At 45.7% G+C, this 13,679-nt stretch carries 11 protein-coding genes; 7 read left to right on the top strand and 4 right to left on the bottom strand.

From position 1 onward, the window contains the following. The first annotated feature begins 12 nt into the window (after positions 1–12). The 7 genes from DRW07_RS06370 (at position 13) to DRW07_RS06340 (ending at position 7,605) form a co-directional block, all read left to right on the top strand. A complete protein-coding gene (locus DRW07_RS06370; protein WP_124027066.1) occupies positions 13–1,056 on the top strand; it encodes a PhoH family protein in 1,044 nt (347 codons plus the stop codon). Continuing rightward, positions 1,053–1,526: an rRNA maturation RNase YbeY gene (ybeY, locus tag DRW07_RS06365; RefSeq protein ID WP_240630525.1), complete on the top strand. Its 474-nt coding sequence runs from the start codon at positions 1,053–1,055 to the stop codon at positions 1,524–1,526. The genes DRW07_RS06370 and ybeY overlap by 4 nt, the downstream gene beginning before the upstream one ends. Before the next feature lie 32 nt (positions 1,527–1,558). Continuing rightward, entirely contained in the window at positions 1,559–2,419 is an 861-nt protein-coding gene (gene corC, locus DRW07_RS06360) for a CNNM family magnesium/cobalt transport protein CorC (protein WP_124027064.1), read from the top strand. Between the two features lie 3 nt (positions 2,420–2,422). After that, on the top strand, positions 2,423–3,931 hold the full coding sequence (gene lnt, locus DRW07_RS06355) for an apolipoprotein N-acyltransferase (protein WP_124027063.1): 1,509 nt from the start codon (positions 2,423–2,425) through the stop codon (positions 3,929–3,931). A 17-nt stretch (positions 3,932–3,948) separates the two neighbouring features. After that, on the top strand, positions 3,949–5,217 hold the full coding sequence (locus DRW07_RS06350) for a Xaa-Pro dipeptidase (RefSeq protein WP_124027062.1): 1,269 nt from the start codon (positions 3,949–3,951) through the stop codon (positions 5,215–5,217). A gap of 162 nt (positions 5,218–5,379) precedes the next feature. Further along, the gene (locus tag DRW07_RS06345; protein WP_124027061.1) at positions 5,380–5,817 is read left to right on the top strand and encodes an Hsp20 family protein; all 438 of its coding nucleotides are present in this window, start codon (positions 5,380–5,382) and stop codon (positions 5,815–5,817) included. A 147-nt stretch (positions 5,818–5,964) separates the two neighbouring features. Next, positions 5,965–7,605, top strand: coding sequence for a SulP family inorganic anion transporter (locus tag DRW07_RS06340; RefSeq protein WP_124027060.1), 1,641 nt, complete (start codon positions 5,965–5,967; stop codon positions 7,603–7,605). A gap of 49 nt (positions 7,606–7,654) precedes the next feature. Here the strand turns inward: DRW07_RS06340 and greA are convergent, their stop codons facing one another. The 4 genes from greA to dapB form a co-directional block, all read right to left on the bottom strand. Continuing rightward, the gene (gene greA, locus DRW07_RS06335) at positions 7,655–8,131 is read right to left on the bottom strand and encodes a transcription elongation factor GreA (RefSeq protein WP_124027059.1); all 477 of its coding nucleotides are present in this window, start codon (positions 8,129–8,131) and stop codon (positions 7,655–7,657) included. 63 nt (positions 8,132–8,194) lie between these two features. After that, the gene (carB, locus tag DRW07_RS06330; protein ID WP_124027058.1) at positions 8,195–11,419 is read right to left on the bottom strand and encodes a carbamoyl-phosphate synthase large subunit; all 3,225 of its coding nucleotides are present in this window, start codon (positions 11,417–11,419) and stop codon (positions 8,195–8,197) included. Between the two features lie 5 nt (positions 11,420–11,424). Continuing rightward, positions 11,425–12,558 carry a glutamine-hydrolyzing carbamoyl-phosphate synthase small subunit gene (gene carA / locus DRW07_RS06325; RefSeq protein ID WP_124027057.1) on the bottom strand — a complete coding sequence of 378 codons (1,134 nt, stop codon included), beginning with the start codon at positions 12,556–12,558 and terminating at the stop codon, positions 11,425–11,427. 278 nt (positions 12,559–12,836) lie between these two features. Next, positions 12,837–13,643: a 4-hydroxy-tetrahydrodipicolinate reductase gene (gene dapB / locus DRW07_RS06320; protein WP_124027056.1), complete on the bottom strand. Its 807-nt coding sequence runs from the start codon at positions 13,641–13,643 to the stop codon at positions 12,837–12,839. Positions 13,644–13,679: the final 36 nt, after the last annotated feature.

The following is a 13,679-nucleotide window of genomic DNA, read 5'->3' as shown; positions in this document are numbered from 1 at the left end:
AGGACGGTAACTTTGACGAGTTTAGTATCCAGTGAAGTCACCCTGGAGCCCGAAGACAATAAACGGTTGTTAAGCCTGTGCGGCCCATTTGACGATAATATTAAGCAAATAGAGCGGCGCTTAGGCGTTGAAATAGCCTATCGCAATAATGCCTTTACTGTAACCGGCGAAGGCGAACAGGTTAATGGCGTGGGCGAGTTGTTAAAGTTGCTCTATATTGAAACCCAGCCAGTAAAAGGTCGTATACCTGAACTAGCGCCTGAACAGGTACACTTGGCCATTCAGGAAGCAAAGTGTCTTGAACGGGCTGAAGCGGGTCATTATGGCAAAGAGGTTCATATTCGCACCAAACGCGGCGTTATAAAACCTCGTAACCCCAACCAGTCAAAGTATGTCGCGAATATTATAGGCCATGACATTAGCTTTGGTATTGGACCTGCAGGTACGGGAAAAACCTACCTTGCCGTTGCCTGTGCTGTTGATGCATTAGAAAGACAAGAAATACGTCGCATTCTGTTGACTCGTCCTGCGGTTGAAGCAGGTGAAAAACTGGGCTTCTTACCTGGCGATCTATCGCAAAAAGTCGATCCCTATCTTCGTCCACTTTACGATGCACTTTTTGAAATGCTCGGATTTGAGAAAGTTGAAAAGCTTATTGAGCGCAACGTGATTGAAGTCGCCCCTCTTGCGTACATGCGTGGCCGCACCTTGAATGATGCCTTCATAATTCTTGATGAAAGCCAAAACACGACGGTAGAACAAATGAAAATGTTCCTCACCCGAATTGGCTTCAACTCACAGGCAGTTATTACTGGTGATATAACGCAAGTTGACCTGCCAAGAGGCGTGCGGTCAGGATTACGTCACGCTATTGAAGTGTTGGGCGATGTCAATGACATCTCGTTTAACTTTTTCAACGCTCATGATGTTGTGCGACATCCTGTTGTGGCGCGCATTGTTCAGGCATATGAAGAATATGATGCTGAGCAGGAAAAGATTCGCGCTGATAAAAAAAGGGCACAAGAAGAGGCATCCAAAGATGCCGACAATAATTGATGTCGGAAATCATTGTGGATATTCAGCAGGCGCTTAGTAACTCAGATGCGTCTGTTCTCCCTTCCCCAGAGCAACTTCAGCACTGGGTAGCCTGTGTACTTAATAAGCATGATACAAGACAACATGAAATAACTATTCGGTTCGTTGAAGCTGCAGAATCACAAGAGCTTAACAGCACCTATCGCGGCAAAAACAAGCCGACAAATGTTCTCTCTTTCCCTTTTGAACATGTGCCGGATGTCCCTATCCCCTTGCTGGGTGATTTGGTTATTTGCGTCCCTGTCATCATCAGAGAAGCCAGTGAACAGAATAAAACCTTACAAGCGCATTTTGCTCATATGATCATTCATGGCACCTTGCATCTACTTGGGTATGACCATATACAGGATGAAGAAGCAGAAGAGATGGAATCGTTAGAAATTCAGCTTTTAGCCGAATTAGGCATTGACGACCCTTACCAAGATCATTAATTTGAGCACTCAGCACACTGAAAAAAGAAAACATGAGCGAAGACAACCCCCACTCTAGTAACGGTTCCCACTCTAAGGGGTGGCTTGGACGTATCAAGCAAACCTTAGCTGGTGAGCCGAAAAATAAAGATGAACTGGTCGAATTAATTACAGAAGCAGAAACCAGAGACGTCATTGACCCACAAACCAGAGAAATGCTGGAGGGTGTAATTGAAGTCAATGAATTAAGTGTACGGGATATTATGATCCCTCGTGCACAAATGACTACCATCGATATAAATCAAACAGTGGAAGAGTTTCTTCCCGTTATGCTGGATACCGCGCACTCGCGCTTCCCGGTCATCAGTGAAGATAAAGATCACATTGAAGGTATTTTGCTGGCCAAAGATTTACTGGCCTATGCCTTTATTCCTGGAAAAGAGTTTCACCTTAAACACGTACTGCGCCCCGCTGTTATTGTGCCAGAGAGCAAGCGTGTAGATGTGTTACTCAAAGAATTCCGTCAACAGCGTTATCACATGGCCATTGTGGTTGATGAATATGGTGGCGTATCGGGTTTAGTAACGATCGAAGATATTCTCGAACTCATAGTTGGCGAAATTGAGGATGAATATGATGTGGAAGAAGATAGCACTGATGCTATCCGCCCCCTGAATAAATCTACTTACTCAGTAAAAGCACTAACGTCAGTAGAGGAATTTAACGCATTTTTTGAAACGAAATTTAATGAAGAAGAAGCCGATACCATCGGCGGCATCGTATTGAAAGCGTTTGGCCATATGCCTGCAACCAACGACGAGATTGAAATCAGTGATATTCACTTTAAGGTGACAAATTCTGACAAACGTCGATTGATTCAGCTTAAAGTGACAATCCCTGCTCTGGAGTCTTAAACGCTGGTCACTTATCTCCCTTACCTGCTAGCTGCACTAAGCGGGGCATGCCTCACCCTTGCCTATGCCCCTTTTGATATGTGGCTTATCACACCTGTTGCGCTGGTATTGTTTTTACGACAATGGCCCAAAGTTCCCACTAAACGTGTATTTGTGCTTGGCTGGTGTTTCGGTGCCGGCTGGTTTGGTGCGGGGATCAGCTGGGTGCATGTGAGCATCGCAGATTTTGGAGGCCTACCCCTGATCGGCTCCATAGCCCTGATGGCTTTACTGTGTAGTTACTTGGCTTTATTTCCGGCATTGGCACTTTATCTGACAACAAGATTTACCGCTAAGCATTGGTGGCCCGTCGCCTTGGCATGCATTTGGTTTTTCACTGAATGGCTTAGAAGCTGGGTGTTAACAGGTTTTCCATGGCTGAGTCTGGGCTACTCACAGCTCTCAAGCCCGCTATCTGGATGGATGCCAGTAGTAGGTGAAACCGGATTGACCAGTTTACTCGTTTTACTGTCAGCCTGCTGGGCGCTATGGTCGGTAAAGCGCCAATGGCAATCGCTCATTCTCATCACTGCAGTGGTGGTTTTGGGTGGCTACACCCTTAACCAAGTGCCGTGGGTCAAGGCGTCCCACACGTACACTGTATCCATGGTTCAAGGCAATATCCCACAATCTTTGCGCTGGGTGCCAGAGCAAGATGAGCCGACTATGCAGCGTTACCGCGCGCTTACCGACACGCTGTGGGACAGTGACATTGTAGTATGGCCAGAAGCTGCTGTACCCAAGCTGGAAAGTTTGAGTCAACCTTATCTTATCGAGCTTGACTATACGGCAGCGCAAACAGACACGGGACTGGTCACAGGGATAATCAATTACAATTTCGAATCGGGTGAAGTATTTAACAATGTTATTGCGCTGGGCCAGTCTGGTCATAACGAAGAAAATGGTCACTACCGCTACTTTCACGCAAACCGATATGCTAAACACCACTTGTTACCCATCGGCGAATTTGTGCCGTTTGAGGATCTACTACGCAATCTAGCACCTATTTTTGATTTGCCCATGTCTTCTTTTTCAAGAGGGAATTATCAGCAGGCAAACCTTTTGGTAAATGGGGCAAGCATTGCACCTGCCTTATGTTTTGAAATTGCTTTTCCAAGACAACTCAGAGCCAATGTAACAAGCACAACCGATATGATTCTTACCGTCAGCAATGATGCCTGGTTTGGGCGTTCACACGGTCCTGCACAACACATGCAAATTGCTCAGGTTCGGGCTAAAGAACTGGGGTTACCGGTAATACGTGCGACAAATAATGGCATTACTGCATTTGTTGATCACAACGGCAACATTAGCTCTATGTTACCCCAGTTTGAGACGGCCACATTGACCGATAATGTTGTCACTACGCGAGGTCAGACCCCCTATAGACAGCTTGGTGACTGGCCACTGGTATTTATTTATCTGCTGACCTTTATCTACACAGTAAAAAGAGGCAACATGAGAACAATCTGATCACACAGAGCGCTATTATGCAAACACTCAAAATACTTTTACTTGTTGGTTCACTTTATTTCCCTGCCCTGGCTTTGGCTATTACTGCTATCACTGCTGACAGACTTGTCGACGTTGAAGCTGGAACACTGGTCAACAATGCCGTTGTAATTATTGACGGTAATACAATCATTGAAGTAGGAAAGGCAAGTCAGGTTGCAATACCCGCTGATGCGAAAGTAATAAACCTTGGGGACAGCACACTTATGCCAGGCCTTATGGATATGCATGTTCACCTAACTTCAGATGCCGGAGTTCATGGTTACAACCGGCTATCTGTATCTTTGCCCGATGCCACCATCACGGGAGTCACCAATGCGCAGAAAACGCTCATGGCGGGATTCACCACAGTACGCAATGTGGGGGCTCCTGGTTTTGCTGATGTTGCCCTAAAAAATGCTATAAAAAAGGGCAAGGTTGATGGACCTCGTATGTTTGTATCAGGCCCCTCTATTGGGGTTACAGGTGGCCACTGTGACAACAACCTGTTGCCCTATCTATATAAAAATTTCAGCGAAGGGGTTGCTGACGGTCCCTGGAAAGTAAGAGAAAAAGTTAGGCACAACATAAAATACGGCGCAGATGTCATAAAGTACTGTGCTACTGGAGGCGTACTGTCTAAAGGCACAAAAGTGGGTGTTCAGCAGTACACCTACGAAGAAATGAAGGCATTAGTTGAAGAAGCGCACATGCGTGGTTTGACTGTGGCCACGCATGCGCATGGCACGTCAGGGATAAAAACAGCCATCAGAGCAGGGGTAGATTCCGCAGAGCACGTGAGCCTGCTTGATGATGAGGCCATCGCGCTCGCGTTGGAAAAAGGCACCTACTTTTCCATGGATATCTATGTAACTGAATACATTTTGGGCGAAGGTGAAAAAGCGGGCATTTTGCAGGAAAGTCTGGATAAAGAGCGTGTGGTAGGCAAAACACAGAGAGACAATTTCAAAAAAGCTGTCGATGCAGGCGTGAATATGGTGTTTGGCTCTGATGCAGGGGTATACCCCCACGGGCAAAATGGCAGGCAGTTCGCGCGTATGGTAAATTTTGGCATGTCCCCAATGCAAGCCATTCAAGCTGCGACAATCAACACCGCCAATCTGCTTAAGCAAGACAAGATTGGAAGCATCGCTTCTGGCAAGTACGCCGATATTGTTGCAGTAAAAGGGAACCCTTTTAGTGATATGTCGGTCATGGAAGACGTAAGTTTCGTTATGAAAAATGGAAAAATTTATAAAAATAAGTAATTATTTTTCAATAACTTGAAAAATTTTTCAAAATATTTTCTTGAAAAGCATTCGGTTGTTCCCATCTATTAATTGTCGGCGCCAGAACCTGGGCCGACAATTAACGCCGCCGATTATCGGGGCATAATTTTTACCATATTGCTTAATTGAAAGGATATGACTATGAGAACTATCGATCTATCACCACTTTACCGCTCTTTCATTGGTTCAGACCATCTCGCGCAGATGATTGATGCTGCCGCACGAAACGAAAAGCAAAGCAGCTATCCCCCTTACAACATTGAGTTATTAGGCGAGGACAAGTATCAAATAACCATGGCTATCGCAGGGTTTGGGCAGGACGATGTGACAATTGAAGTTCAGGAGAACACCCTGACTGTCACAGGCAAACGCAATACTGATGACAATGAAGGACGCAAATTCCTTCACAAAGGAATTTCAGAGCGCAACTTTGAACGCAAATTCCAACTCGGCGACCATGTTAAGGTATTGAGCGCAGACTTGGAAAACGGGCTTCTTAGCATAGATTTAGAACGGGTAATTCCCGAAGCTAAAAAACCCCGAAAAATTGAAATTGGCAGTCGCCTGCTAGAAAACTAAGCAGCCCTGTTAAATTAGTTTCCTGAAAAAGGCCACATCCGTGGCCTTTTTTATATATTTCAAAGTTGTTGGACCAGACATTTATATTTATACATCGCTTTTTTTGAATTATTGGTTAGAATAAACCGCCGAATGGAAGGGGAGTTTATGTTTAACTATTTTTCACGCAAGACACTTCGCAACGACATCCTTGGTGGCATCACTGCTGCAATTGTTTCACTTCCTCTCGCACTTACATTTGGTGTTGCCTCAGGAGCTGGCGCTGAAGCCGGACTGTACGGCGCTGTTATCATCGGTTTGTTCGCTGCCGTCTTTGGTGGAACCCCTACCCTAATCTCTGAACCTACTGGTCCAATGACAGTGGTAATGGCCGCAGTAGTTACTGGGTTACTGGCCAATAACCCAGACAATGGATTAGCCATGGCTTTTACTGTTGTTATGATGGCTGGGTTATTCCAGATTGCTTTTGGCCTACTCAAACTGGGTAAATACATCACGCTAATGCCATACAGTGTGGTTTCGGGGTTTATGTCTGGGATTGGTGTTATTCTGATTATTATTCAGCTAGCCCCCGCACTTGGACAGCCAGCACCTCCGGGCGGTGTATTAGGGACGCTACAAAACCTGCCAGATATACTCAGCAATGTACAGCTTGCCGAAATTACCCTCACACTGATGACGTTGGTTATCCTGTTCCTTATTCCTAAAAAGTGGACTCGAAAAATTCCAGCCCAGCTAATTGCGCTGGTTGGTATTAGTGTGTTTTCTGTTGTGTGGTTCGACTATGACAGTATTCGTCGAATTGGCGATATTTCCATGTCTCTTCCCACGCCTGTTATTCCCACATTTACCCTTGAGCAATTCAGAACCATGCTGGTAGATGCCATGGTACTGGGCATGCTTGGCTGTATTGATTCTATGCTCACCTCCGTTATCTCAGATAACTTAACGCGCACCGAACACAAATCAGACAAAGAGCTTATTGGACAAGGGTTAGGCAACTTGATGTCAGGTTTTTTGGGCGGTCTGCCTGGCGCGGGCGCTACCATGGGAACCGTTGTAAATATTCAAACCGGTGCACGAAGTGCCTGGTCTGGTGTTACCCGTGTTATCACGCTTCTGGTGGGCATTTTTGGTTTTGCTAGTTTACTGGGGAATATCCCCTTAGCAGTGCTTGCCGGTATTGCAGTGAAAGTGGGCGTTGATATTCTGGACTGGAGCTTTATCAAACGCGCGCATCGAGTGTCCATTCACACCACGTTTATTATGTACTCGGTTTTACTGTTAACCGTATTCGTCGACCTTATTGTTGCCGTGGGGATCGGGGTATTTATTGCCAACATTATTATCATTGAAAAGCTGAGTGTTACCCAGGCGAAAAACGTCAGAGCGATCAGTGATATGGATGACCAATTACCGCTTAACAAAGAACAAAAAGCGCTGCTCAATCAAGCTAATGGGCGAATTCTGTATTTCTACCTTAGCGGTCCAATGATTTTTGGCGTGTCCAAAGCCCTTGCCAGAGAACGTTCATCAATTGCCGATCATGATGTAGTGTTAATTGATTTAAGTGACGTGTCGTTATTGGATGACACCATGTCTCTGTCAATTGAAAACCTGATCCATGAAGTGCGAGAGATGAATAAAGCGGTCGTAGTAATTGTGAAGACGGAGGCTGGTAAACAACAGCTCTTGCGCTTACTCGAGGAACATCATGAGAGCTTGGATGATATCTTAGTGAAAGATCGTACCCATGCGCTTCAATTAGCTACGGATATGTTGCAGTAAAGCAAAAAAAAGCCCCACTGTGTGGGGCCATGTACTGTGAGTAGAACCCTTAGATATATTCTACTTCAATGATTTCAAATTCCACCGTACCGGCTGGAGTTTGGATATTGACCACATCGTCCAACTCTTTACCAATAAGGCCTCTGGCTATCGGTGAATTCACTGATATAAGATTGTTTTTAATGTCTGCTTCATCATCGCCAACAATCTTATACGTCGTTTCTTCTTCTGTTTCGACGTTAAGGATAGTCACGGTAACACCAAAAATAACCTTTCCTGTGTTTTCCATTTTTGTAACATCGATAATTTGCGCATTCGACAATTTACCTTCGATGTCTTGAATCCGCCCTTCACAAAAACTCTGCTGTTCACGTGCTGCATGGTATTCGGCATTTTCTTTCAAGTCACCATGCTCTCTTGCCTCAGCAATCGCCTCAATGATCTTTGGACGCGTGACTGACTTGAGTTCGTTTAATTCTTCGCGGAGCATTTCTGCTCCTTTCGCCGTCATAGGATACTGGCTCATTCTTATCCTCGTATTAAAATTTCGGAGCGCTTTTGAAATCAAAAGCGCTGTAATAACGATAGATTATGCTTGATCAATACGCGCATGCAAAGCCTGAACAGAGGTAACACTTCCTCTGTCGTCGGCTTTATGCGCATTTACGGTCGCGGCAGCCGCGTTCATCGTTGTGGTATACATCACTTTATTCAGCAAAGCTTCACGACGAATGTAAACGGAGTCTGTTATCGCTTGACGCCCTTCAGTGGTATTGATGATATAGGCGTATTCGCCGTTTTTTATCGCATCAACAATATTTGGACGGCCTTCCGACATTTTATTCACTACCGATGTCACAATGCCTGCATCATAAAGTTCAGTAGCTGTACCTCGTGTCGCTTCGATGGTATAGCCCTCAGCAACCATTTTCTTGACCAGTTCAATCGCCCGAGGCTTGTCTGCCTGGCGAACCGATATTAACACCTTACCATCACGTGGTAGAGGCGAACCTGCCCCCAAATTAGCTTTAGCATAAGCCTCTTCAAAGGTATCACCTACGCCCATCACTTCGCCGGTAGAGCGCATTTCTGGGCCTAAAAGTGGATCGACGCCCTGGAATTTAGCAAAAGGCAGAACAACCTCTTTAACAGAATAGAAAGGCGGAATAACCTCCTCCGTAATTCCCTGTTCTTTCAGTGACTTACCTGCCATAACTCTGGCAGCAACTTTGGCCAGTGAAACACCTGTGGCTTTTGACACAAATGGCACAGTACGCGCTGCACGTGGGTTTACTTCTATGAGATAAACCTCATTGTCTTTGATAGCAAATTGCGTGTTCATCAAGCCGATAACACCCAGCTCCAGTGCCATAGCAGAAACTTGCTCACGCATGGTATTTTGAATTTCTGCGGATAAACTGTAAGGGGGCAAAGAACACGCTGAATCACCTGAGTGCACACCGGCTTGCTCTATATGCTCCATTATCCCGCCAATGACGACTGTTTCTCCGTCACAAATAGCATCGATATCAACTTCAATAGCATCATCAAGGAAACGGTCTAGCAAAACAGGGGAATCGTTCGACACCTTCACCGCTTCATTTAAGTAGCGCTTAAGGTCTTTCATGTCATAAACGATTTCCATCGCTCGTCCACCCAACACATAAGAAGGACGAACGACAAGCGGAAAGCCAATATCTTCTGCATTAGCAAGTGCTTCGTCGATATTATTCACAGTGGCATTTGCTGGCTGCTTAAGACCCAGCTTATTCACCATTTGCTGGAACCGCTCGCGATCTTCTGCCCTATCGATAGCATCGGGTGACGTGCCAATAATGGGAACGCCGTTTGCTTCAAGAGCTCGCGCCAATTTAAGTGGTGTTTGACCACCATATTGCACTATCACGCCTTTGGGTTTTTCCACGTCGACGATGGCCAGAACATCTTCCAGAGTTACCGGCTCGAAGTAGAGTCGGTCAGACGTATCGTAGTCAGTCGACACAGTTTCAGGGTTACAGTTAACCATGATGGTTTCGTAGCCATCTTCTCGCATAGACAGGGCCGCGTGTACACAGCAATAGTCAAACTCTATACCCTGACCAATGCGGTTTGGCCCGCCACCCAGAACCATAATTTTGTCTCTATCTGACGGGTCGGCTTCACATTCTTCATCGTAACTTGAATACATGTAAGCCGTACTGGTAGAAAATTCTGCGGCGCAGGTATCAACGCGTTTATACACAGGAACAATGTTGTGTTCCAAACGCTTTTCACGCACGTCGCTTTCCGCCACGCTCATAAGCTCGGCCAACCGAGTGTCGGAGAAGCCTTTACGCTTTAATGCACGCAGAAAATCTGCGTCCATATCACTCATGGGTTTTTGCTTAACCTTATCTTCCAGTTGGATCAGTTCTTCAAGCTGAACCAAATACCAGGGGTCGATGTTGGTCAGATTGAAGACCTCATCAACCGTCATGCCCATTCTAAATGCATCACCGATATACCAAATACGCTCTGCGCCTGGCTGACGTAATTCAAAAACAATTTTATTCCGCGCTTCTGAATCTTCTAAATCAACAATAGGATCAAGACCAGAAGCCCCAACTTCAAGACCACGTAAGGCTTTTTGCAACGACTCCTGCTGATTACGACCTATTGCCATAACCTCTCCCACAGACTTCATCTGTGTTGTCAGGCGATCGTTCGCACCGGCAAACTTTTCAAAGTTAAAGCGAGGAATTTTCGTCACGACATAATCAATTGCCGGTTCGAAAGAAGCTGGTGTTGCACCACCGGTGATATCGTTTGCTAATTCATCCAGCGTGAAGCCAACAGCCAGTTTTGCTGCAATTTTTGCAATGGGGAAACCGGTCGCTTTAGACGCCAGCGCAGACGATCTTGACACGCGGGGGTTCATCTCAATGATGACCATGCGTCCCGTTTTAGGGTCTACACCAAACTGGACATTTGACCCCCCGGTTTCGACACCAATCTCTCGTAATACCGCCATGGCGGCGTTACGCATTATTTGAAACTCTTTGTCAGTTAATGTCTGTGCAGGCGCAACTGTGATGGAGTCACCTGTGTGCACGCCCATCGGATCAAAATTTTCGATGGTACACACGATAATGCAGTTATCCGCTTTATCACGGACCACTTCCATTTCATATTCTTTCCAACCTATTAATGACTCATCGATCAGCAATTCGTTGGTGGGTGACAGGTCTAAACCCCGGGCACAAATTTCATTAAATTCGTCTTTGTTGTAGGCAATACCACCACCAGTTCCCCCCATTGTGAACGATGGACGAATAATACACGGGAAGCCAATACGGCTCAGTACATCGTGAGCTTGCTCCATGGAATGTGCAATTTCTGCTCGGGGGCACTCTAGGCCTATAGATTTCATGGCCTTGTCAAAACGCTCTCTGTCTTCCGCTTTATCAATGGCGTCTGCCGTAGCGCCGATAAGCTCTACGTTGAACTCTTCAAGCACGCCTTCGCGGTTTAAGTCCAATGCACAGTTAAGAGCGGTTTGACCACCCATGGTAGGAAGAATAGCGTCAGGCTTTTCTTTGGCAATGATTTGTCTAACAACTTCCCAATGAATGGGTTCGATGTAGGTCGCATCTGCCATCTCTGGGTCGGTCATTATAGTTGCAGGGTTAGAGTTAACCAGAATGACGCGGTACCCTTCCTCTCGCAATGCTTTACAGGCTTGCGCGCCTGAATAGTCGAATTCACAGGCCTGGCCGATGACGATTGGGCCGGCTCCTAATATCAATATGCTTTTTATGTCGGTACGTTTTGGCATGGTGATCAATCAGCCTTGGCTTGTTGCATTAATTCAATAAAGTGGTCAAACAATGGCGCGGCATCGTGTGGACCAGGACTCGCTTCTGGGTGACCTTGAAAACTGAATGCTGGCTTGTCAGTCAAGTGTATGCCCTGCAAGGATTTGTCAAAAAGCGATACATGGGTCGCTTCAACATTGTCAGGTAAGGTTGTTTCGTCAACCGCAAACCCATGGTTTTGACTGGTTATCATGACCACGTCACGAACCAGATCTTTAACAGGGTGGTTCGCACCATGGTGGCCAAACTTCATTTTCAGCGTTTTTGCACCACTGGCCAATGCTAACAATTGATGACCTAAGCAAATACCAAATAGGGGAATACGCTTTTCCAAAAACGTTTTTATCGCCTGAATTGCATAATCACAAGGTTCGGGATCACCCGGCCCATTGGACAGGAATATACCGTCAGGGTTTAAAGCCAACGCCTCATCTGCCGACGTTTGTGCAGGTACTAAGGTCACTTTACATCCGCGCTCTACCAACATGCGCAATATATTGTGCTTGGCACCGAAGTCATAGGCAACTACATGAAACTGTGTATCCTTTGCTTGTCCATAGCCTTCGCCCAAAGACCAGGTGCTGCCCGTCCATTCCTGTGCCGACTCTGTGGACACAACTTTTGCTAAATCCATCCCCTTGAGACCGGGAAAGGCTTTCGCTTTTTCTAATGCTGCGGACTCATCAAGCGCCTCAGCACTGACGATGCATCCATTCTGGGCACCTTTCTCACGCAGAATACGCGTGAGGCGTCGTGTATCGATGTCAGCAATACCTACGATGTTATTATCCTGCAGGTAATCTGAGAGGGTTTGCTCAGTTCTAAAATTGCTCGCAATGAGTGGCAAATCACGAATAACTAGCCCTTTAGACCAGATTTTATTCGCTTCTACGTCTTCTTTGTTTGTGCCGGTATTTCCAATATGAGGGTAAGTGAGCGTTATGATTTGCTCAGCGTAAGATGGGTCAGTCAATATCTCTTGATAGCCAGTCATTGAAGTATTAAACACTACTTCACCAACAGCGAAACCTGATGCTCCGATAGACGTGCCTTTGAATACAGAACCGTCTTCTAACACCAAAAGGGCGGAATTAGCCAAGTCAACCTCCGGATTAAGGGTAACTAAGCGTTTTATGCAGTTACTAAGTGCAAAAACGCGCGCAAAAACACACTTTGCTTGCTAAAACAAAATCTGTTTACCATTCTTTGCAGCTAATATATGCGCATAATTAAGGCACTTAAAATGCTTTATGCGCAGATTTTTGGCAAATTCCGCTGAGTATATATTACTAACGGCATAAGGTCTAATTAGATTTCAAAAAAATGTAAAAATAAGGATTTTAATTAATTTTCAACACTAAACAGCTAAAACCATTATTAACCTAACCGGCTTTTGACGTAATCATGCATAGTATAACTTCCTGCTCGTTGGTTTTTTAACCACTTCGCAACATTGACTGCGCCAGATGCAAAAGTAAGACGGGTTGATGCTTTATGTGTTATTTCAAGCCTTTCACCTTCACATGCGAATAAGGCAGTATGTTCACCCACTATATCGCCGCCACGAATTGTCGAAAAACCTATTGTTTCGCGCTGTCTAGGGTCTTCAATGCCTTCACGCCCATAAATTGCACATTTAGTTAAGTCGCGGTTTAACTCACCGGCAATGGCTTCACCAATCGCCATCGCTGTGCCCGAAGGCGCATCCAGTTTGTGTCTGTGATGTGCTTCAATAATTTCAATGTCAGCCACTGACTCGAGCACCCGAGCAGCCTGCCTTACTAGACTCAACATTACATTGACGCCAATACTAAAGTTTGCCGCCCACAATACAGGTATTGATTTGCCGGCTTCACTGATTTGATGGTGTTGTTCAGCGGTTAGGCCTGTCGTACCGATCACAAGCGCAACCTTGTTCTCTACACACCAAGATAGGTGAGTGGATAAGGTTTCTGGCAAGGTGAAATCTATCATGGCATCAATGTTACTGGCTTGCGCTTTCTCAAACGGCTCGCAGCGCACACCACACTGCCCGCTCCCTGCCAAGTCACCTGCATCAATTCCGATGAATGAAGAGCCAATTCGCACATAGGCACCACTGAGTTTACTCTCGTGATCGTTTAGTACCACTTCAACTAAACGCCGTCCCATGCGTCCATTGGCCCCAAATATCCCAATATTCATGTACTTGCTCTCTTAGTTATTACTGCAAAGCGCCAA

It is taken from the genome of Paralteromonas sediminis, assembly GCF_003820355.1.
Lineage (GTDB): Bacteria > Pseudomonadota > Gammaproteobacteria > Enterobacterales > Alteromonadaceae > Alteromonas_F > Alteromonas_F sediminis.
The sequence above is the reverse complement of the archived record's forward strand: the minus strand, read 5'-3'. Positions and strand labels throughout refer to the sequence as shown.

What these genes read in the sequence shown, in the direction of transcription:
- dapB (WP_124027056.1), bottom strand. Translation starts at nt 13,643, where the DNA reads ATGAATATTGGGATATTTGGGGCCAATGGACGCATGGGACGGCGTTTA.
- greA (WP_124027059.1), bottom strand. Translation starts at nt 8,131, where the DNA reads ATGAGCCAGTATCCTATGACGGCGAAAGGAGCAGAAATGCTCCGCGAA.
- DRW07_RS06350 (WP_124027062.1), top strand. Translation starts at nt 3,949, where the DNA reads ATGCAAACACTCAAAATACTTTTACTTGTTGGTTCACTTTATTTCCCT.
- DRW07_RS06340 (WP_124027060.1), top strand. Translation starts at nt 5,965, where the DNA reads ATGTTTAACTATTTTTCACGCAAGACACTTCGCAACGACATCCTTGGT.
- carB (WP_124027058.1), bottom strand. Translation starts at nt 11,419, where the DNA reads ATGCCAAAACGTACCGACATAAAAAGCATATTGATATTAGGAGCCGGC.
- DRW07_RS06345 (WP_124027061.1), top strand. Translation starts at nt 5,380, where the DNA reads ATGAGAACTATCGATCTATCACCACTTTACCGCTCTTTCATTGGTTCA.
- corC (WP_124027064.1), top strand. Translation starts at nt 1,559, where the DNA reads ATGAGCGAAGACAACCCCCACTCTAGTAACGGTTCCCACTCTAAGGGG.